Source organism: Micromonospora sp. NPDC092111 (assembly GCF_044755745.1).
Lineage (GTDB): Bacteria > Actinomycetota > Actinomycetes > Mycobacteriales > Micromonosporaceae > Micromonospora.
Genome location: NZ_JBIVRQ010000006.1, coordinates 284,543 through 304,339, shown reverse-complemented (window position 1 = coordinate 304,339; position 19,797 = coordinate 284,543). Strand labels below are relative to the sequence as shown.

Below are 19,797 nucleotides of genomic sequence, written 5' to 3'. Positions count from 1 at the left end.
GGCGGCACGTCGACCTGATGCGGGTCTGCAGCGACGCCTGTCGCCCGTCGACCACGCGGTAGACGCCCCCTTACCTCGTACCACCGCAGCGGCCTGCCTGTCGGCGTGCCGTCGGCGACGCATGCCCGTCGCCGCCCGACCAACCCGGAGACACCTGTGCGATTCCTGCCCTCCCTGTCCAAGGTCGCCGCGCTCGGCGCCGCCGCCGTCCTCGCCGCCACCGCCCTGACCGGCTGCGGCGACGACTCCGCCAGCCCGGCGGAGAACCCGTACGGCCTGCTCCAGCCCGGTGTGCTGCGCGCCGGCACGCTCACCGACGCGCCGCCGAACGTGTACCTCAAGGACGGCACGTTCACCGGCTTCGACAACGACCTGCTCGTCGCCGCCGCGGCGAAGGTGGGCCTGCGGGTCGAGTTCGTCGGCACCGACTTCTCGGCGCTGCTCTCGCAGGTCAACAACCGGAAGTTCGACATCGGCAGCTCCTCGATCACCATCACCGAGGCGCGCCGGAAGACCGTGGACTTCGGCAACGGCTACGACTTCGGCTACTTCGGCCTCGACGTGCCGGCCGGCTCCCCGATCACCGGCTTCGACCAGCTCGCCGGCAAGCGGGTGGTGGTCGTGCAGGGCACCGTGCAGGACGACTACGCCACCGGCAAGAACCTGGACCCGGTGCGGGTGCCCGACTACAACGGCGCGATCAACCAGCTCAAGGCCGGCACCGCCGACGCCTGGATCGCCCCGGCCGAGATCGGCGAGAAGTCCGCCGCGGACAGCAACGGCAAGATCACGGTGGCGGCCAAGGAACTCAGCCCGGCCCCGACCGCGTACGCCTTCGCCAAGGGCAACGACAAGCTGCGCGAGGCGCTGAACAAGGGCCTGGACGAGGTCATAGCCGACGGGACCTGGACGAGGCTCCAGGAGCAGTACTACCCGGGTCGGCCGGTCCCGGCCGAGTTCACGCCGGGCAGCGGCGGGGTCACCGTCCCGAGCGCGGCAGCGCCGTCGGCGTCGGCCGGTTCCTGACGTACGCGACCACGAGCGAGCGGGGCGGTAGGAGAACCTGATGGATCCGTTGAGCACCCTGTGGGAGACCTTCTTCGACTGGGACTCCATGCGCGAGGCGCTGCCCGAGATGCTGACCGTCGGGCTGCCCAACACGCTGATCCTGGCGGTCTCCGCCGCCCTGCTCGGCTCGGTCCTGGGCATGCTGCTGGCCATCGCCGGCATCTCCCGGACCCGGTGGCTGCGCTGGCCGGCCCGGGTCTACACCGACATCTTCCGGGGCCTGCCGGCCGCGGCGACCATCCTGCTGATCGGCGTCGGCCTGGCCCCGCTCGGCATGCAGGTGTGGGGACCAAACCCGTACCCGCTGGGCGTCCTGGCGCTGTCACTGATCGCCGCCGCCTACATCGGGGAGATCTTCCGCTCCGGCATCCAGAGCGTGGAGGCCGCCCAACTGGAGGGTGCCCGGGCACTCGGCTTCTCCTGGGGCGAGGCCATGCGCCTGGTGATCGTCCCGCAGGGCGTACGCCGGGTGCTGCCGGCCTGGGTCAACCAACTGATCGCCCTGATCAAGGACTCCAGCCTGGTCTACTTCCTCGGGCTGCTGGCCAGCCAGCGGGAGCTGTTCCGGATCGGACAGGACTACGCGGCCAACACCGGCAACCAGTCCGCACTGCTGCTGGCGGGCCTGTGCTACCTGGTGCTGACCGTACCGCTGACCCACGCGGTCAACTGGATCGACCGGCGGCTGCGCCAGGGCCGCGCGGCCACCATCGACCCCGACGACGACGGCGGGCTGGCCCTGGCCGGTGAGACCGCCCTGCCCCAGCCGCGCCCGACCCGGGAGGACCCGCGATGACGGCCACCACCACCAGCACCTCGGTCAGCCTCGGCGTCCGGGGCGTGCACCTGGCCTTCGGGGCCAACCGGGTGCTGCGCGGCGCGGACCTGGACGTCGCCCGGGGCGGCACCGCCTGCGTGATCGGCCCGTCCGGCTCCGGCAAGTCCACTTTGCTGCGTACGGTCAACCGGCTGATCGAGCCGGACGCGGGCGACGTGCTGCTCGACGGGCGCAGCGTGCTGCGCGACGACCCGGACGCCCTGCGCCAGCGGGTCGGGATGGTCTTCCAGCAGTTCAACCTCTTCCCGCACATGACCGTGCTGCGCAACATCACCCTCGCGCTGCGCAAGCTCAAGAAGCTGCCCGAGGAGGAGGCCGTCCCACTCGCCCGGGCCCAACTGGAGCTGGTCGGGCTGGCGGCCAAGGCCGACGCCCGGCCGGCGCACCTGTCCGGCGGGCAGCAGCAGCGGGTGGCGATCGCCCGCGCGCTGGCCCTGCGACCACAGGTGATGCTCTTCGACGAGGCCACCTCGGCGCTCGACCCCGAACTGGTCAAGGGGGTGCTCGGGGTGATGGCCGACCTGTCCGCCGGCGGCATGACGATGGTGGTGGTCACCCACGAGATGGGATTCGCCCGCGAGGTCGCCGACACCGTCGCGTTCATGGACCACGGGGTGGTGCTGGAGGCGGGCGAACCGGCGGCGGTCTTCGAGGCGCCGCAGCACCCACGACTGCGCCGCTTCCTGTCCCAGGTGCTCTGACCGGGCCCGTCGCCGACCCCGTCCTGGGGCGACACCCGGGGTCGGCGGCGAAGAGGGCACCCGTGTCCCGAACGCGGTCAGGAACTGGCTCGGTCGACGCCCTTGCGTACCCGCACCGAGCGGTCGACCAGTTCACGCAGGACAGCCAGGTCGACGCCGTCGAGGCTCTTCAGGTAGAGGCAGCCCTTGCCGGTCTTGTGTGGCCCGAGCCGGGCGACCGCCGACGCGTACCGCTCTTCGAACCCACCGACGAGGTAGACCACCAGGTGTTGCTTGCGCGGCGAGAAGCCGGCGAGGGCGCTGTCGCCCTCCCGGCCGCTGTCGTAGCGGTAGTGGTAGCGGCCGAAGCCGATGATGGACGGCCCCCACATCACCGGCTCCTCGCCGGTGATGTCGCGCATGAGCGCGATGAGTCGACGGGCGTCGACCCGCCGGCTCTCGTTCGGCACGGCGGCGAGGAACTCCTCGACCGACTGCCCGGTCGGCGCTGTCATACCCGCATCGTAGGCGCTCACCGGAGCAGGTCCACCGCTGATCCCCCTCCCCCCGCCGCGGACGACGACGCCGCCCCCGGTGAGCGGGGACGGCGTCGGTCGCAACGCAGCGTGGGTCGCGGTCAGGTCATGTCGTCGTAGCGGCGGTCGATCGGCTTGGGCGGGGCCACCGGCTCCGGTGCGCCCACCGACCCGGACGGCGACAGCTCCGGCGTGGCCTCCACCGGTTCGTCGTCCAACTCCAGCGGTGACACCTCGTCGTCGCTCAGCCCCGCGTAGGCATCCTTGCCCCGCCCCCGGCGCCGGTCGTTGATGAACGCCACCCCGACCGCGACGAAGTACAGCAGTGACAGGGCGGCAGCCAGCAGCGTCATGCCGAACGGGCCCGGGTCCGGAGTGGCGATGGCGGCGAAGGCGAAGCAGATGAAGATCACCGCGCGCCACCAGCTCAGCAGGCGCTTCGCGCTCGCCACACCGGTGAAGTTGAGCATCAACAAGATCAGCGGGAACTCGAACGCCACCCCGAACAGCAGGATCATGTTCGTGACGAAGGAGATGTAGCGGGTCACCTCAAGCTGGGTGGACAGGCCCGTGACGCCGGACTCCATCAGGAACGCGAGACCCTTGTCCACCACCAGGTAGGCCAGGAGCGCTCCGGCGGCGAACAGCGGCGCCGCGATCGAGACGAAGACGTACGCCCACTTGCGCTCGTGCCGGTGCAGGCCGGGCGCGATGAACGCCCATAGCTGGTAGAGCCAGACCGGCGCGCCGATGATCAGGCCGATCCAGAGCGCCAGCTTCAGCTTGAGGATGAAGCCGTCCGCTGGTGACAACTGGAGGAACTGCTGGCACTCGCCGAGCGCGTCGGTGGCACCGGGCAGCCGGCAGTACGGCTCCTTCAACAGGTTGAACGCGGGCTGGGCGAGCCAGAAGCCCGCGATCAGACCCACCACGATCGCCAGCGAGGCGCGGAACAGTCGGTTCCGCAACTCGCGGACGTGCTCCATGAGCGTCATGGAGCCGTCGGCGGCCCGTTCGAAGGTGCTGGGGCCGCGCTTACGGAGCGCGAAGGCCACGGTGATCGGGCCCTTCGGTCAGTTGTCGCGGACGCGCTGCACCGGGTCGACCGGCGGGGCGACCGGCTGCTGCGGAGCCTGCTGCGGGGTGTACGGCTGCTGCTGCACGTGCTGCGGCGGCAGCGGCTGGTAGCCGGCCTGCGCGTCGGCCTTCTCGGCCAGGTCGCGGTCGTCGTCCTGCAGGCTCTTGGTCTCCGCCTTGATGATCCGCAGCGAACGGCCGAGCGAGCGGGCCGCGTCGGGGAGCCGCTTCGCGCCGAAGAGCAGAATCAGCACGACCACGAGTACGGCGATGTGCCACGGCTTGAGGGCACCCATGGGAAGCTCCAGTCGCTCTGTGTCGAAGGGTGGGTCGCCGCCCATCGTACGTGCGTAACGGGCCGTTGCCACCCGCCGGGCCCCTGCTGGTGCGCCCCGGCCGGTGAAGTCTTGACCACCGCCGAGTGTCCCGTCAACCACCTGGACGGGTTCACGGGTGCGCGAAACGGACGCCGATCGCGCAGCGGACGCGCGATCCACCGACCGCCGTCGATTACTTCCCGCGCTTGGCCCTGATCAGTTCCACTCGCTGCTGGGTCGTCTCGCTCTGCCGCTGGAGCGTCTCGACGCGCTCCTGCAACGCCTCGGCCGCCGCCCGCAGGGCATCCGCCTCGGCCCGGCGTCCCTGCAACGCCACCGCCGCCCGACGCAGCCGGGGCAGCCGCGCCAGCACCGGACGGACCGCCAGGGCCAGCACGACGAGCGCGAACAGCAGCACCGCGAGCACGATCCACTTCACCACGGCGGTCAGCCTACCGGGGGGTCGCCGCATCCGCCGGGTCGGCCGAGGCCACCGGGGTGGCGTACGCCTCCAGCGCGGCGGCGGCCTGGGCGCGGACCTGGTCGGCCAGCTCGACCGGGGCGACCACGGTGACGTCCGGGCCGAGCCCGAGCACGAAGCGGCGGGCCCAGCCGAGGTCGGTCACCCGCAGCGACACCAGCCACCGGTCGCCGTCCACCTCGATCCGCTCGCACGGGTAGTACTCGGTGATCCACCGCTCCCCCCGGCCGACCCGCAGGGTGATCAACGGCAGGTCCGGCGAGGGGCGGAACACCCCGTCGCGCAGATCGTGCGGGCGGGCCTGCGGCGGCACCACGGCCGGCTCGTCCAGCTCGACCACCGCGTCGATCCGGTCGGCCCGGAACAGCCGGACCGCCTCGGCCCGGCGGCACCACGCCTCGACGTACGCCCGGCCGTCGACCATCAGCATCCGCAGCGGGTCGATGGTGCGTTCGGTGCTCTCGTCCCGGGCGGCCGTGTAGTAGGTGATCCGCAGCGCCCGTCGCCGCTCCACCGCGGCCCGCAGTTCCTGCACCCGCCGGCCCTCGCCGGGCAGCCGGACCGCCACCGGGGCGCCCACCAGGTCGCCGGCCGCGTTCTCGATCTTCGCCAGGGCCCGTTCGACGGCCTCCCGGTTGGCCACCCCCGGGGTCTCGGCGAGCATCCGCAGCGCCACCACCAGGGCGAGCGCCTCGTCCGGGGTGAGCCGCAGCGGCCGGTCGATGCCGGCGTCGTAGGTGATGGTCACCCGGTCACCGTCGAAGGCCATGTCGATCAGGTCACCCGGGCCGTAACCGGGCAGCCCGCAGACCCAGAGCAGCTCCAGGTCCTCGCGGAGCTGCCGCTCGGTGACCCCCAGGTCCCCGGCGGCCTCGGCGATCTCGATGCCCGGCCGGGCCAGCAGGTAGGGCACCAGGTTCAGCAGCCGGGCCAGCCGGTCGGCGGAGGTGCGCGAGCCGCCCCGGGCGGCCGGGCGGGTCACCGGGCACCCCCGGCCACGGCCAGGTCGTCGTGCCGGGCGGCGATCTCCTTGAGCCGTTGGATCACCGCGTCGCGTACCTCCGGCGGGTCGAGGACCCGCACGTCCGGGCCGTAGCCGACGAGTTGCCCGGCCAGCCCGTCGGGGTCGGCGTAGGGCAGGACCAGGCGGTCGCCGTCCGGGCCGGGCACGCACCGCACCGCCCACCGGCGCAGGCCGGCGGCCCGGCCCGGGGCGGCCAACACGGTGGCCCGGCCGGTCCGCTCGACCGGCCCGGACCAGCGGGCCACGTGACTGATCAGGTCCAGCCCGGTGGGCGGTTCGTAGGCCCCCGGCTCACCGGCCACCCGGACCGCGCCCACCACCCGGGAGAGCCGGAAACAGCGGGTCGCCGCCCGGTCCCGGTCGTGCCCGACCACGTACCAGCGGCCACGCCAGCAGACCACGCCCCACGGCTGCAACCGGCGGCGGGTCGGCGCGTCCCGGTCCGGCACCCGGTAGTCGAAGCTGACCTCGCGGCGGTCCCGGGCGGCGGCGGTCAGCGGCCCGAACGACGGGTCGACCGTGACCATCGGCTCCAGCCCGAGGGTGGCCTGCGGGTCGACGTCGACGCCCGCCGCGCGCAGCTTGGCCAGCCCGGACGACGCGGCGGCGGCCAGCCCGGCGTGCTGCCAGAGCCGGGCGGCGATGCCCACCGCGGCGGCCTCGTCCGGTTCGAGAGGAATGTCGGGCAGGGCGTACTCCCGGTGCGCGATCCGGTAGCCGGGCTCGGCGTCGAAGACGCTGGCCGTCCCGGTCTCCAGCGGCACCCCCAGCTCGCGCAGTTCCGCCTTGTCCCGCTCGAACTTGCGCTGGAACGCCTCGTGCTCCTTGGCGTCGTCCGGATCGTGCTCGTAGCCGGGCACGGTCGCGGCGATCTGCGCGGCGGTCAGGAACCGTCGGGTGGACAGCAGGCAGATCACCAGGTTGACCAGGCGTTCGGTACGGCTCCGCGACACGGGGTGAACGCTAGCAGCCCGCGCGCCGCGCCCGTGCACCCACGCGGGCCCGGCGTGGTGGACTCGCGCCGGACGCCGAACAGGGCGGACCGGCCGGCTCTAGGGTGAGGCGCATGTCGGATGCCGAAGGCAAGGCCGGGAGCGTCGGCACCGTCCTGGTGGCCGGCTCGGCGAATCTCGCCGTCGCGGTGGCCAAGCTGGTCGCCGGGTTGATCTCCGGCTCCGCGGCGATGCTCTCCGAGGCCGCCCACTCGGTCGCCGACACCACCACCGAGGCGCTGCTCTACCTGGCGCTGCGCCGTGGGGCGCGGCCCGCCGACACCCGGCACCCCTTCGGGTACGGCAAGGAGAGCTACGTCTGGGCGTTCCTCGCCGCCCTGTTCACCTTCGTCGCCGGGGCCGGCTTCGCCATCACCCACGGCGTGACCACCATCCTGGTGCTCCAGCACAGCGGCAACTACCTCGTCTCGTACGTGGTGCTGGTGATCTCCTTCGTCGTCGAGTCGGTGTCGCTGACCCGGGCGGTACGCCAGATCCGCGGCGAGTCCCGTCGCTGGCGGACCACGCCGCGCCGGTTCCTGCGGCTGACCGCCGACACCACCGTCAAGGCGGTCTTCCTGGAGGACAGCGCCGCCCTGGTCGGCCTGCTGATCGCCGCCGTCGGCCTCAGCCTGTCCCACCTCACCGGCGACGAGCTGTGGGACGGCCTCGCCTCGATCCTGATCGGCCTGCTGCTGCTCGTCGTCGCCATCGTCCTCGCCAAGAGCAACATCTCGCTGCTGGTCGGCCGGGCGGTGCCCGAACGGCTGCACCAGGAGATCGAACGGGAGCTGGCCGGGCTGCCGACGGTGGACCGGATCGACACCCTGCTGACCATGCAGCTCGGCCCGGAGGACATCCTGGTCGCCGCCAAGGTCGACTTCCGCGACGACGCCACCGGCGCGGACATCGAGGCCGCCGCGGACGAGGCCGAGCGCCGGCTCATCGGCCGCTACCCGGAGATCGAGTTCGTCTTCCTCGACCCGACCCGATCGATGCCCGGTACCGACGGACGGCACGCCCGGCGTACCCAGGGGCAGACCGGCCAGCAGACCGGCGACGAGTCCTGACCCGGCGGGCCGGCGGGCCTGCGGGCACGAGCCGACGGCACCGGGCCGGAACCCACCGACCCGACGGTGACCTCGCCGCCGATGAGGACCGACCAGGAGCCGGCGGACCCGCACGCGACCGGTGGACCGGTCGCCGATAGCGTGCCGGGCATGGTGCGATGGCGGTCGGGAACGGTCACGGCGGTGCGGCGACGGTGGGCCGGCGCGGTGGAGCTGGACGTCGCGCTGCCCGATGGCGCCACCATGCGCGCCCTCGCCTACCCCGCCCTGGTCGGCGACCCCGAGCCGGGCGACCGGGTGCTGCTCAACGCGGGCGCGCTGCTGATGGGGCTAGGCACCGGCGGGTACGCCCTGGTGGTGGCGCTGCCCGACCGGCTGCCCGCCGACCCGCCCCGGGCCGGGGACACCCGCGACGCCGGTCACCTGGTCAAGGCCCGCTACACCCCGCTCCAGCCGATCATGCTCGGGGTCGACGAGGAGGCGTCGCCGCACCACGCGCTGCTGGCCGCCGTCGACAGCCTCGACGACCTGCCGGTGGTCACCGCCGACCTGCACTCCGCGCTGCCGGCGATCCTCGCCGGCATCCACGCCGACGCCCCGGACGCCCGGGTGGCGTACCTGCTCACCGACGGTGGGGCGCTGCCCGCCTGGTTCTCCCGCACGCTGGACGGGCTGCGCGACGCGCTGGTCGGCACGGTCACCGTCGGGCAGGCGTTCGGCGGCGACCTGGAGGCCAGCACCGTGCACAGCGGCCTGCTGGCCGCCCGGCACGTGCTGCGCGCCGACGTGGCGATCGTCGCGCAGGGCCCGGGAAACCTGGGCACCGGCACCCGCTGGGGGTTCTCCGGGGTGGCCGTCGGTGAGGCCGTCAACGCCGTCGCCACCCTCGGCGGCCAGCCGGTCGGCTCGCTACGGATCTCCGACGCCGACCCCCGCCCCCGGCACCGGGGGGTGTCGCACCACAGCCTGACCGCGTACGGGCGGGTGGCGCTGGCCCCGGCCGAGCTGGTCGTGCCCGACGGTCTCCCGCCGGGGTTGGCGGCCGAGGTGGACGCCGCGCTGGCCCCCCTCGCCGCGCGGCACACCCTGGTCCGGGTGCCCACCGACGGCCTGGACGCCGCGCTGCGCGCGCTGCCGGTGACGCTGTCCACGATGGGCCGGGGCCTGGACGCCGACCACGGCTACTTCCTGGCCGCGGCGGCAGCCGGCCGGCACGCGGCCGGCCTGCTCGGCGGCCCGCCCCGCTGAACCCCGCCCCGGCGGCTATCCGACGGCGGCGGCCAAGCGGTGTTCGGGGGCGGCGAGGGCGCGGGCGCCCCGGGCCGCTGCGGTGTCCCCGCCCGCCGGATCGTCGGCGTCGACCGGACTCCGGCACCCGGTGCCGGGTTGACCGGCGGGTCAGCCCGCCCGGTAGCCGTGGGCCACGATCCGCGCCGCGGACGCCTCGTACCGCTGCGCGTCGTCGGGGGCGAAGGTGCCCAGGCCGTCGACGTACCGGTTGAACATGCAGAACGCGGCGGCGATCAGCACGGTGTCGTGGATCTCCAGGTCGGTGGCGGCCTCGGCGCGTGCCGCCTCGACCAGCTCCGTGGTGACCCGACGGCCGTCCACCTGCACGGCGGCGGCGATCTTCAGCAGGGCGCGAAGCTTGGCGCTGATCGGCGCGGTGTCCGGGTCGGCGCGCACCTGGTCGACCAGGGTCATCCCGGTGGGCAACTGGGCGGCGGCGAACGCGGAGTGGGAGGCGCAGCAGAACCGGCACTCGTTGAGGCCGGAGACGTAGGCGGCGATGAGTTCCCGCTCCCCGGGCGTCAGCGTCGGGTGCGGGGCCCGCAGCAGCACCTCGGCCAGCGCGTTGAGGGGCTTCGCCGTCTCCGGCCGGTAGATCATCGGTCCGCTGATCCCGGGGAACGCCTTCTCGTCGAGACCCAGATCGATGTGCGCCACCGGCCACCCCTGTCGGTCGTCGACGGTCTCCGTCGGACCGTCGACGAACCAGTGTGCCGGGCCGGGGAAGCCCGCTCAACTCCTCGCGTGCGCACCTGCCGACGACGCCCGCCGACCGGGATCAGCCGACCAGGAAGATCAACGCGAGCCAGCCGACCACGATGGCGACCAGCGCCACCACCAGCACCCAGGTCGGCACCGTGTACTCGCCCCGACGGTTGCGCTCGACCTCGGCGCGGATCTTCTCCCGGCGGCGTTCGATCCAGTTCAACCGCTCGGTGCCGCCGCGCTCGCGGTCGGATGGTTCGGAAGTGTTCATCGCGTCGCCAGCGTACCGGTGGCGCCGACGGCCGGTGTCGGGCACCGGCCGTCGGGACCGGTCACATGCTGGCGATCAGCCGCTCCACCCGCTCGTCGTACGCCCGGAACGGGTCCTTGCAGAGCACGGTGCGCTGCGCCTGGTCGTTGAGCTTCAGGTGCACCCAGTCGACGGTGAAGTCGCGCCGCTTCTCCTGGGCGTGCCGGATGAACTCACCACGCAACCGGGCCCGGGTGGTCTGCGGCGGGGTCTCCTTCGCCTCGAAGATCTCCGGGTCGGTGGCCACCCGGTCCACCTGGCCGCGCCGCTCCAACAACCCGTAGAGGCCCCGGCCCCGGCGCAGGTCGTGGTAGGCGAGGTCCATCTGCGCCACCCGGGGGTGCGACAGCGGCAGGTCGTGCTTGCGCTGATAGCGCTCGATCAGCCGGAGCTTGGTCACCCAGTCGACCTCCCGGGCCACCGGCTCCAGGTCACCGCTCTCCACCGCGCTGAGCACCCGGCCCCACAGCTCCACCACCCGCTTGGCGGTCTGGTCACCGCCCCGGCGCTCCACGAACTCCGTCGCCTTGGCCAGGTATTCCTGCTGGATCTCCAGGGCGCTGACCTCCTTGCCGGAGGCGAGCCGCACCTTGCGCCGGCCGGTGATGTCGTGCGACACCTCCCGGATCGCCCGGATCGGGTTCTCCAGCGACAGGTCGCGCATCACCACCCCGGCCTCGATCATCCGCAGCACGATGTCGGCCGAGCCGACCTTGAGCAGCGTGGTGACCTCGTTCATGTTGGAATCGCCGACGATGACGTGCAGCCGCCGGTAGCGCTCGGCGTCGGCGTGCGGCTCGTCCCGGGTGTTGATGATCGGCCGGCTGCGGGTGGTCGCCGACGAGACGCCCTCCCAGATGTGCTCGGCCCGCTGGGACAGGCAGTAGACCGCACCCCGCGGGGTCTGCAACACCTTGCCCGCGCCGCAGATCAACTGCCGGGTCACCAGGAACGGGATGAGCACGTCGGCGAGCCGGCCGAACTCCCCGTGCCGGGACACCAGGTAGTTCTCGTGGCAGCCGTACGAGTTGCCGGCCGAGTCGGTGTTGTTCTTGAACAGGTAGATCTCACCCGCGATGCCCTCGTCGTGCAGCCGCTTCTCCGCGTCGACGAGCAGGCCCTCCAGGATCCGCTCACCGGCCCGGTCGTGGGCGACCAGGTCGGTGACCGAGTCGCACTCCGGGGTGGCGTACTCCGGGTGCGATCCGACGTCCAGGTAGAGCCGGGCGCCGTTGCGCAGGAACACGTTGCTCGACCGGCCCCACGACACGACGCGGCGGAAAAGGTACCGGGCGACCTCGTCAGGGGACAGCCGCCGCTGCCCGCGGTAGGTACAGGTGACGCCGTACTCGGTCTCGAGGCCGAAGATTCGCCGCTCCATGATGTGACATTAGCCGCCCGAAGGCCCCGTTCGTCACTGTCACCGCACAGCTCGTGCACTCCGATGGATCAAATGCCGTCCGAGTACGACATTCCGTCCGGCCCCAACCCCGCCACGAACGACCGGCAGGACGCGAAGTCGGGGAGCCCTCCCGACTCGCGGACCTGCGCCAGGGTCGGCGCGGCGGCGTCCCGGGCGGAGAGCTGCGGCACGTCGGCCGGCCACTCGATGCCCAACTCGGTGTCGAGGGGATGCACCGCGTGCTCAGCCTTCGGGTTGTAGGGGGTCGAACAGAGATAGCTCAGCGTGGCGTCGTCGGTCAGCGCGCAGAAGCCGTGCCCCAGCCCCTCCGCGAGGTAGACCGCGCGCCGGTCGGTGTCGTCCAGCCGGACACCCTCCCACCGGCCGAACGTCGGCGACCCGGTACGCAGGTCCACCACCACGTCCAGCACCGCGCCGCGTACGCAGGTCACGTACTTGGCCTGGCCGGGCGGGACGTCGGCGAAGTGGATGCCGCGCACCACGCCCCGGGCGGAGACCGACAGGTTGGCCTGGGCCAGCCGCAGCGGGTGGCCCACCGCCTCGGCCAGGTGGTCGAACCGGTACCACTCCATGAACAGGCCACGCGGGTCACCATGCTGCTGCGGGGTGATCTCCCAGGCGCCCTCGATGCTCAACGGACGAATCTTCACCGCGAAATCTCCGTTCCCGACTGCGGGTCTCGCCGCAGCGGCTCGCTCCTCGCGCGCACCGCGCACCTGCCATGCCGACCGGGCGGCCGGCCGGCGTGCTACTCGGCCAGCAACCCGAGCAGGTAGTCGCCATAACCGCTCTTGGTCAGCGGCTCGGCCAACGCGCGGAGCTGGTCGTCGTCGATCAGGCCGGCCTGCCAGCAGACCTCCTCGACGCAGCCGATCTTCATGCCCTGCCGCTCCTCGATGACCCGGACGAACTCGCCCGCCTGCATCATCGAGCTGAAGGTGCCGGTGTCCAGCCAGGCGGTGCCCCGGTCGAGCACGGTCACCGACAGCTCCCCGGCCTCCCGGTACGCCTCGTTCACCGCGGTGATCTCCAGCTCGCCCCGGGCGCTCGGGGTGAGCCCAGCGGCGATCTTGACCACCCGGTTGTCGTAGAAGTACAGGCCCGGCACCGCGTAGCGGGACTTCGGCCGGGCCGGCTTCTCCTCGATCGACAGCACCTTGCCGTCGGCGTCGAAGTCGACCACGCCGTACGCCTCCGGGTTGGCCACCGGGTAGGCGAAGACCCGCCCGCCGACCAGGTCACCGTTGGCGGCCAACTGCCGGCCCAGCCCGACGCCGTGGAAGATGTTGTCGCCCAGCACCAGCGCCACCGAGTCGTCGCCGATGAACTCCGCGCCGAGCACGAACGCCTGGGCGATGCCCTCCGGGCGGGCCTGGACGACGTACTCCAGCCGTAGGCCCCACTGGCTGCCGTCGCCGAGGAGCCGCTGGAACTGGCTCTGGTCCTCGGGTGTGGTGATCACCAGGATCTCCCGCACGCCGGACATCACCAGCGTCGAGAGGGGGTAGTAGACCATCGGCTTGTCGAAGATCGGCATCAGCTGCTTGGAGACCGCCCGGGTGATCGGCCACAGCCGGGACCCGGTGCCACCCGCGAGAAGGATTCCACGCACCCGGGGAGCCTACCCGGACCGACGCGAACCGGACACCGGGGTCAGGGTCCCCGGGCCCGCACGCCGATTCGCGTACACTTCCGTCCCCGTGAGGATTCTCGTCACCGGCGGAGCCGGATTCATCGGGTCGGAGTACGTACGGATGCTGCTGGGCGTGCCCGGCGGCGACGCTTCCGGCGTGCCCGCCGTCGATCCCGCCATGGTGACCGTGCTGGACAAGCTCACCTACTCCGGCAACCTGGACAACCTCGCGCCGGTGCGCGAGGACCCCCGGCTGCGCTTCGTGCGCGGCGACATCTGCGACCCGGCGACGGTCGACGAGGTGGTCGCCGGTCACGACGTGATCGTCCACTTCGCGGCGGAATCGCACGTGGACCGCTCGATCGCCGGCGCCGCGCCGTTCGTCACCACCAACGTGCTGGGCACCCAGACCCTGCTGGACGCCGCGCTGCGCCACGGCACCGGCCGGTTCGTGCACGTCTCCACCGACGAGGTGTACGGCTCAATCGACACCGGCTCCTGGACCGAGACCTGGCCGCTGTCGCCGAACTCGCCGTACTCGGCCTCGAAGGCCGGTTCCGACCTGCTCGCGCTGGCCTACCACCGGACCCACGGCATGGACGTGGTGGTCACCCGCTGCTCCAACAACTACGGGCCGTACCAGTTCCCCGAGAAGGTCATCCCGCTGTTCGTCACCAACCTGCTCGACGGCGGCACCGTGCCGCTCTACGGCGACGGCGGCAACGTCCGGGACTGGCTGCACGTGCACGACCACTGCCGGGGCATCGCGATGGTGGCCCACCAGGGGCGCGCCGGTGAGGTCTACAACATCGGCGGCGGCACCGAGCTGAGCAACAAGGAGCTGACCGGCCGGCTGCTGGAGGCCTGCGGCGCCGGCTGGGAACGGGTCGTCCCGGTCGACGACCGCAAGGGCCACGACCGCCGCTACTCGCTGGACATCGGCAAGATCAGCGCCGAGCTGGGGTACGCCCCGAGCATCGACCTCGACCGTGGGCTGGCCGAGACCGTCCGCTGGTACGGGGAGAACCGGGCCTGGTGGGAACCGCTGAAGACGGTGCCGGCCGCGTGACCCGGATCCTCGTCACCGGCGCGAGCGGCATGCTCGGCCGGGATCTGCTGGGCGTCCTCGACACCCGCCCGGACCTCACGGTGACCGCCGCCACCCGGGCTGACCTCGACATCACCGACGCCGACGCCGTGCGCGCCGCCGTCGCCGGCCAGGACGTGGTGTTCAACACCGCGGCCTGGACCGACGTCGACGCGGCCGAACGGGACGAGGCGGCAGCGACCGCGGTAAACGGGCACGGCGTGGCGAAACTCGCCCAGGCATGCGCCGCCGCCGGGGCCCGACTGGTGCACCTGTCCACCGACTACGTCTTCCCCGGCGACGCGGACACCCCGTACCGCGAGGACGCGCCGACCCACCCGATCAACGCGTACGGCCGCAGCAAGGTCGCCGGGGAGCAGGCGGTGGCCCGGTTCCTCCCCGACACCGGCTACCTGGTGCGGACCGCCTGGCTCTACGGCGGCCACGGCCGCAACTTCGTCTCCACCATGCTCGGCCTGGCCGCCACCCGGGACCACCTCGACGTGGTCGACGACCAGCACGGCCAGCCCACCTGGTCGTACGCGCTGGCCACCCGGCTGGTGGCGCTCGCCGACGCGGCACTGGCCGGACGGGCCCCCGCCGGCATCTACCACGGCACCTGCTCCGGCCAGACCACCTGGTACGGCCTGACCCGCGCCGCCTTCGCACTGGCCGGTCTCGACCCGGATCGGGTACGACCCACCACGAGTGACCGGTTTCCGCGTCCGGCCCCGCGACCGGCGTACAGTGTGCTAGGGCACGACCGCTGGGCCGAGGCCGGCCTGCCCCCGCTGCCGGACTGGCGCGACGCGCTGTCCGACGCCTTCGACTCCGCCACTCCACCCGCCCTGCGGAAGGTCGCATGAAGCTCACCCTCGTCACCGGTCTGACCGGCCTGATCCTGCTCGCCACGATCGTCGAGCTGCTGCGCCGCCGTCAGCTCCGCGAGAAGTACGGCATGCTCTGGCTCGGCGTACTGGTCATCGTCATCCCGTTGTCGCTGTTCCCCCGGCTGCTGGACAACGTGGCCGGCTTCTTCGGCGTGGTCTCCGGGGTCAGCCTCGTACTCTTCCTCGGCATCGTCTTCCTGCTGCTGGTCTGCGTGCACCTGAGCTGGGAGGTCAGCGCGCTGGAGGAGGAGACCCGCACCCTGGCCGAGGACTTCGCCCTGCTCCGCGCGCAGATCGACGCGGAGCGGGCCGCCCGCGGCACCGATGCCGCCCGAGACGAACTGGTGTCCCACGATGGTTAACGGCAAGCGCGTCCTGATCATCATCCCGGCGCTCAACGAGTCCGGGTCGATCGCCGACGTGGTCGGCGAGGTCCGCGGCGAGCTGCCCGGCGTCGACGTGCTGGTCGTCGACGACGGCTCCACCGACCGCACCGCCGCGGTGGCCGCCGCCGCCGGCGCCCGGGTGGCGAAGCTGCCGTACAACCTGGGGGTGGGCGGGGCCATGCGGCTCGGCTACCGGTACGCCCGGGACAACGGCTACGACGTCGCCATCCAGATCGACGCCGACGGCCAGCACGACCCCCGCTACGTGCCGAAGCTGGTCGACCTGCTCGACGACAACGACCTGGTCATCGGTGCCCGGTTCGCCGGCGAGGGCGACTACACCGTGCGCGGCCCCCGCCGCTGGGCGATGGTGATGCTCTCGGGCGTGCTCTCCCGGGTCGCCAAGACCAAGCTGACCGACACCACCTCCGGGTTCCGGGCCGCCAACCGGCGGGTCATCGAGATGTTCGCCGGCTGGTACCCGGCCGAGTACCTCGGCGACACGGTCGAGACGCTGGTGCACACCGCCCGGCGCGGCTACCGGATCCGCCAGGTGCCGGTGGCCATGCGCAAGCGGATGGCGGGCACCCCCAGCCACTCCCCCGCCAAGGCGATGATCTACCTCGGTCGGGCTTTCGCGGTGCTCACCCTGGCGCTCATCCGCCGGTGATCCGGCGGCTGCTTCACCTCGTCCCGCCCGGCACCCTGGCCGTGGGAGGCGGGCTGGCCCTGCTCGGGCTCGCCTCCTACGTCCACCTCGCGGTCGCCGGGCACGCCCTCGACCTCGGCGACTACTCCTCACTGTCGGTGCTCTGGTCGATCGTGTTCACCGTCGGCATCGGCGTCTTCATCCCCGTCGAGCAGGAGGTCGCCCGGGTCGTCGCCGCCCGCCGCAGCCAGGGTCTGCCGCCCGGCCCGGTGCTGGCCCGGGGCGCCGCCGTCGCCGCCGCCGTCCTGGCGCTGCTGGTCCTGGCCAGCCTCGCCGGCTACCGGGCGCTGGCCGACCGGTTCTTCGCCGGCGACGGCACGATGGTCACCGTGCTGATCGGTGCGCTGGTCGCGATGGCCGTCGCGTACACCACCCGGGGCGTCCTGTCCGGGCTGCAACTCTTCCCCTGGTACGGCACCCAGCTCGGGGTCGACGGCGGGCTGCGCATCGCGCTGGTCGCCGGCCTCGGCCTCGCCGGGGTCACCGACCCCGTCTGGTACGGCGCGGTGCTGGTCGTCGCCCCGCTGCTGTCGGTGGTGGTGACCCTCCCGCCGGTGCTGCGGGCGGTCGGCGGCGGGGTTCCCGTCGCCTGGGGCACCCTGCTGCGCGGGCTCGGCCTGCTCACCGTCTCCAGCCTGCTCTCCCAGGTCGTGGTCAACATCGGCGTGATCAACGTACGGCTGCTCGACCCGGCCGACGTGGCCACCGCGGGCGCGCTGCTCTCCGCCCTGGTGCTGGTCCGCATCCCGCTGTTCGTCTTCGGCTCGATGCAGGCATCCCTGCTGCCCGGGTTGGCCACCACCGTCACCACCGGCGACGTCGCCGGTTTCCACGGGCTGCTGCGCCGGGCGCTCGGCGTCGTCACCGCCCTCGGCGTCACCGGGGCCGTCGGCGCGGTGGCGCTCGGCCCGTGGCTGGTCCGCCGGCTCTTCGACGCGCCGGGTGTGCTCGGTCACGGCGACTTCGCCTGGCTGGCCGTCGGCACCCTGGCCTACCTGTGGGCGATGGTCCTCGGCCAGGCCCTGCTCGCCCTGGACCGGCACCGTGCCCAGGCCCTCGCCTGGACCGTCGGGGTGGTCGCCCTGCTCGCCGTCACGGTCGTCCCGGCCCCGGTCGCGCTCCGCGTCGAACTGGCGTACGCCGTCGGCTCCGTCGTGGTGGCCGCCACCATGGCGGTCCTGCTGCTGCGCCGGGGTGCCAGCCCGACGTCCGCCCCCACCCGGCCGCTCGACGACGTGGTGGCCACTGGAGTCTCCGGAGGCATCCGATGAACCGTCCGCAGGTTTCCGCGGTGATGCTCGCCTACGGCGCCGAGCCCTACCTGGTCGACGCCGCCCGCGCCGTCCTCGACAGCACCGGTGTCGAGGTCGAGCTGATCGTGGTCGACAACGGCTGCACCGGCGACGGCATCGACGTGGTCAAGGGCTTCGACCGGGTCCGGGTGATCCGGCCGGAGGAGAACACCGGCTACTCCGGCGGTTGCCGGGTCGGTGCCGCCGAGGCCACCGGTGAGTGGCTGGCCTTCGTCAACTCCGACGCCGTCGTCTCCCCCGACGCCCTCGCCCGGACGGTCGCGGTGGCCGGCGAGCCGGGCGTCGGCGCGGCGATGGCCTCGATCCGGCTCGCCGAGAACCCCGAGCTGATCAACACCTCCGGCAACCCGTTGCACTTCATCGGCCTGTCCTGGGCCGGCGGCAACGGCGAGCCGGCCAGCGCGCACGCCGTGCGCACCACCGTTCCGTCGATCAGCGGCTGCTGCTTCGTCATCAACCGGGCGCTGTGGCGGGAGTTGGACGGCTTCGCCGCCGAGTACTTCGCCTACCACGAGGACACCGAGATCAGCCTGCGGCTGTGGCAGCGCGGGCTGCGCCTGGAGTACGTCCCGGACGCCGTCGTGGTGCACCACTACGAGTTCTCCCGCAACAAGCTCAAGCACTACCTGCTGGAGCGGAACCGGGTGATCTCGCTGCTCACCGCGTACGAGACGCGGACGTTGGTGGTGCTCGCGCCGATGCTGCTGCTCACCGAGGCGGCCATGCTGGTGGCCGCGCTGCTGGGCGGGTGGAGCCGGGAGAAGGTCCGTGGCTGGGGCTGGTTGTGGACCAACCGGGCCTGGGTGCGCGCCCGCCGCCGTCGCCTCCAGGAGGAGCGGATGGTCCCCGACGGCGTCATCGCCGAGCTGATGACCGCCAAGGTCGACCCGTCGAACGTCGAGTCGCCGCCCGGCATGGGCATCTTCAACGTCATCGCGGCCAGCTACTGGGCGCTGGCGAAGCCGCTGCTCCGCAAGCCCTGAAACGTTTCCGGATCCGCCGCTGACACGGGTCGGTGACGACGCCGGTTCGGGGGCGGTATGAGCTGGGGAGACGGTGCAGGGGCCGGGGTCACCCCGGCCCCTGCACCGTTCGACGCTAGGCTTCCGGCTTTTCCTGCGGCTGGCCCTCCAGGTCGGCCGAGCCCGCCGAGGTGGTCGGCTTGTGGGCCTCCTCGGTCGGCACCGCCGGGGTGCTGGCCTGGCCGTCGGCCGGCGCGGTGTCGCCCGCCGCGTCGCCGTCGAGCAGCGCGGTCAGCGCCGCCCCGGTGATCCGCCGGAACGTACGTCCCACCCGGCGACGGTCCAGGACCGCCACCTCCAGTTGGTTGGCGGCGATGGTCCGGGCCGCGCCGCCCTCGCCGCCGACGCTGCTCAGCGCCTGCACGGCCACCCGTACCGCTTCGCTGAGCGACATGTCGGGCCGGTGCTGGGACTTGAGCACTCCGGTGATCGCCTCGGCCTGGCCGCCCATGGCCATCCGGCCCGGCTCGTCGTTGACCGAGCCGTCGTAGGTGAGCCGGTACAGCTCGTCCTCGTCGGCCGTGGGGCCGACCTCCGCCACGCAGATCTCCACCTCGAACGGCTTGGACTGCTCGGTGAAGATCGCGCCCAGGGTCTGCGCGAAGGCGTTCGCCAGGGCCCGGCCGGTCACGTCGCGCCGGTCGTAGCTCAGGCCGTTCAGGTCGGCCATCCGCACGCCGGCGCGGCGCAGGTTCTCGAACTCGTTGTACCGGCCGACGGCGGCGAAGCCGATCCGGTCGTAGATCTCACTGACCTTGTGCAGGGCGCTGGAGAGGTTCTCCGCGACGAAGAGCACCCCACCGGTGTAACTCAGGACCACCGCGCTGCGACCCCGGGCGATGCCCTTGCGGGCCAGCTCGGAGCGGTCGCGCATGATCTGCTCGGGCGAGGCGTAGAACTGCATGGCCACGGCGGCGGTTCTCCTTCGGGCGCTGTGCTGGCGACT

At 72.6% G+C, this 19,797-nt stretch carries 23 protein-coding genes; 11 read left to right on the top strand and 12 right to left on the bottom strand.

All coding sequences use genetic code 11. The features are described from left to right. The first annotated feature begins 156 nt into the window (after window positions 1-156). The 3 genes from ACIQG9_RS15580 to ACIQG9_RS15570 are packed head-to-tail and all read left to right on the top strand — an operon-like array spanning window position 157 to window position 2,607. Complete coding sequence (locus ACIQG9_RS15580; RefSeq protein ID WP_400402331.1) at window positions 157-1,026, top strand: ABC transporter substrate-binding protein; 870 nt, start codon at window positions 157-159, stop codon at window positions 1,024-1,026. Between the two features lie 40 nt (window positions 1,027-1,066). After that, window positions 1,067-1,864: an amino acid ABC transporter permease gene (locus ACIQG9_RS15575; protein WP_400402329.1), complete on the top strand. Its 798-nt coding sequence runs from the start codon at window positions 1,067-1,069 to the stop codon at window positions 1,862-1,864. Then, complete coding sequence (locus ACIQG9_RS15570; RefSeq protein WP_400402326.1) at window positions 1,861-2,607, top strand: amino acid ABC transporter ATP-binding protein; 747 nt, start codon at window positions 1,861-1,863, stop codon at window positions 2,605-2,607. The genes ACIQG9_RS15575 and ACIQG9_RS15570 overlap by 4 nt, the downstream gene beginning before the upstream one ends. 77 nt (window positions 2,608-2,684) lie before the next feature. On the opposite strand, the gene ACIQG9_RS15565 is transcribed toward ACIQG9_RS15570, so the two are convergent. The 6 genes from ACIQG9_RS15565 to ACIQG9_RS15540 all read right to left on the bottom strand — a co-directional run bounded on the left by ACIQG9_RS15565 (window position 2,685) and on the right by ACIQG9_RS15540 (window position 6,974). Then, complete coding sequence (locus tag ACIQG9_RS15565) at window positions 2,685-3,101, bottom strand: DUF1801 domain-containing protein (RefSeq protein WP_400402323.1); 417 nt, start codon at window positions 3,099-3,101, stop codon at window positions 2,685-2,687. A 122-nt stretch (window positions 3,102-3,223) separates the two neighbouring features. Beyond that, on the bottom strand, window positions 3,224-4,177 hold the full coding sequence (gene tatC, locus ACIQG9_RS15560; RefSeq protein ID WP_400402321.1) for a twin-arginine translocase subunit TatC: 954 nt from the start codon (window positions 4,175-4,177) through the stop codon (window positions 3,224-3,226). Between the two features lie 18 nt (window positions 4,178-4,195). Beyond that, a complete protein-coding gene (gene tatA, locus ACIQG9_RS15555) occupies window positions 4,196-4,495 on the bottom strand; it encodes a Sec-independent protein translocase subunit TatA (RefSeq protein WP_400402319.1) in 300 nt (99 codons plus the stop codon). Window positions 4,496-4,709: 214 nt separating this feature from the next. Then, on the bottom strand, window positions 4,710-4,958 hold the full coding sequence (locus ACIQG9_RS15550; RefSeq protein ID WP_400402316.1) for a hypothetical protein: 249 nt from the start codon (window positions 4,956-4,958) through the stop codon (window positions 4,710-4,712). Window positions 4,959-4,968: 10 nt separating this feature from the next. Then, window positions 4,969-5,979: a helix-turn-helix transcriptional regulator gene (locus ACIQG9_RS15545; RefSeq protein ID WP_400402313.1), complete on the bottom strand. Its 1,011-nt coding sequence runs from the start codon at window positions 5,977-5,979 to the stop codon at window positions 4,969-4,971. Further along, window positions 5,976-6,974 carry a helix-turn-helix transcriptional regulator gene (locus tag ACIQG9_RS15540; RefSeq protein WP_400402311.1) on the bottom strand — a complete coding sequence of 333 codons (999 nt, stop codon included), beginning with the start codon at window positions 6,972-6,974 and terminating at the stop codon, window positions 5,976-5,978. The genes ACIQG9_RS15545 and ACIQG9_RS15540 overlap by 4 nt, the downstream gene beginning before the upstream one ends. A 113-nt stretch (window positions 6,975-7,087) precedes the next feature. Here ACIQG9_RS15540 and ACIQG9_RS15535 point away from each other — a divergent pair, with 113 nt between their 5' ends. Next, window positions 7,088-8,083, top strand: coding sequence for a cation diffusion facilitator family transporter (locus ACIQG9_RS15535; protein WP_400402309.1), 996 nt, complete (start codon window positions 7,088-7,090; stop codon window positions 8,081-8,083). A 150-nt stretch (window positions 8,084-8,233) separates the two neighbouring features. Continuing rightward, entirely contained in the window at window positions 8,234-9,331 is a 1,098-nt protein-coding gene (locus tag ACIQG9_RS15530) for a DUF3866 family protein (RefSeq protein ID WP_400402307.1), read from the top strand. 150 nt (window positions 9,332-9,481) lie between these two features. On the opposite strand, the gene ACIQG9_RS15525 is transcribed toward ACIQG9_RS15530, so the two are convergent. The 5 genes from ACIQG9_RS15525 to rfbA all read right to left on the bottom strand — a co-directional run bounded on the left by ACIQG9_RS15525 (window position 9,482) and on the right by rfbA (window position 13,423). After that, a complete protein-coding gene (locus ACIQG9_RS15525; RefSeq protein ID WP_400402305.1) occupies window positions 9,482-10,030 on the bottom strand; it encodes a carboxymuconolactone decarboxylase family protein in 549 nt (182 codons plus the stop codon). Window positions 10,031-10,151: 121 nt separating this feature from the next. Further along, on the bottom strand, window positions 10,152-10,349 hold the full coding sequence (locus tag ACIQG9_RS15520; protein WP_400402303.1) for a hypothetical protein: 198 nt from the start codon (window positions 10,347-10,349) through the stop codon (window positions 10,152-10,154). 61 nt (window positions 10,350-10,410) lie between these two features. Further along, window positions 10,411-11,769, bottom strand: a complete 1,359-nt coding sequence (gene pafA, locus ACIQG9_RS15515; protein ID WP_400402301.1) for a Pup--protein ligase — start codon at window positions 11,767-11,769, stop codon at window positions 10,411-10,413. 68 nt (window positions 11,770-11,837) lie between these two features. Then, on the bottom strand, window positions 11,838-12,461 hold the full coding sequence (gene rfbC / locus ACIQG9_RS15510) for a dTDP-4-dehydrorhamnose 3,5-epimerase (RefSeq protein WP_400402299.1): 624 nt from the start codon (window positions 12,459-12,461) through the stop codon (window positions 11,838-11,840). Window positions 12,462-12,559: 98 nt separating this feature from the next. Continuing rightward, a complete protein-coding gene (gene rfbA / locus ACIQG9_RS15505; protein WP_400402297.1) occupies window positions 12,560-13,423 on the bottom strand; it encodes a glucose-1-phosphate thymidylyltransferase RfbA in 864 nt (287 codons plus the stop codon). Between the two features lie 88 nt (window positions 13,424-13,511). On the opposite strand from rfbA, the gene rfbB reads away from it, so the two are divergent. Genes rfbB through ACIQG9_RS15475 form a run of 6 tightly spaced genes read left to right on the top strand, consistent with a single transcriptional unit; the run spans window position 13,512 to window position 18,812 of the window. After that, entirely contained in the window at window positions 13,512-14,513 is a 1,002-nt protein-coding gene (rfbB, locus tag ACIQG9_RS15500; protein ID WP_400402295.1) for a dTDP-glucose 4,6-dehydratase, read from the top strand. Beyond that, on the top strand, window positions 14,510-15,397 hold the full coding sequence (rfbD, locus tag ACIQG9_RS15495) for a dTDP-4-dehydrorhamnose reductase (protein WP_400402293.1): 888 nt from the start codon (window positions 14,510-14,512) through the stop codon (window positions 15,395-15,397). Before rfbB ends, rfbD begins: the two co-directional genes overlap by 4 nt. Beyond that, complete coding sequence (locus tag ACIQG9_RS15490; protein WP_400402291.1) at window positions 15,394-15,783, top strand: DUF2304 domain-containing protein; 390 nt, start codon at window positions 15,394-15,396, stop codon at window positions 15,781-15,783. Before rfbD ends, ACIQG9_RS15490 begins: the two co-directional genes overlap by 4 nt. After that, window positions 15,776-16,477: a glycosyltransferase family 2 protein gene (locus tag ACIQG9_RS15485; protein ID WP_400402289.1), complete on the top strand. Its 702-nt coding sequence runs from the start codon at window positions 15,776-15,778 to the stop codon at window positions 16,475-16,477. The genes ACIQG9_RS15490 and ACIQG9_RS15485 overlap by 8 nt, the downstream gene beginning before the upstream one ends. Beyond that, window positions 16,474-17,787: a polysaccharide biosynthesis protein gene (locus ACIQG9_RS15480; protein ID WP_400402287.1), complete on the top strand. Its 1,314-nt coding sequence runs from the start codon at window positions 16,474-16,476 to the stop codon at window positions 17,785-17,787. The genes ACIQG9_RS15485 and ACIQG9_RS15480 overlap by 4 nt, the downstream gene beginning before the upstream one ends. Continuing rightward, window positions 17,784-18,812 (top strand): glycosyltransferase family 2 protein, encoded by a 1,029-nt coding sequence (locus ACIQG9_RS15475; RefSeq protein ID WP_400402286.1) that lies wholly within the window; start codon window positions 17,784-17,786, stop codon window positions 18,810-18,812. The genes ACIQG9_RS15480 and ACIQG9_RS15475 overlap by 4 nt, the downstream gene beginning before the upstream one ends. A 115-nt stretch (window positions 18,813-18,927) precedes the next feature. Here the strand turns inward: ACIQG9_RS15475 and prcA are convergent, their stop codons facing one another. Continuing rightward, entirely contained in the window at window positions 18,928-19,761 is an 834-nt protein-coding gene (gene prcA, locus ACIQG9_RS15470) for a proteasome subunit alpha (RefSeq protein WP_400402283.1), read from the bottom strand. Window positions 19,762-19,797: the final 36 nt, after the last annotated feature.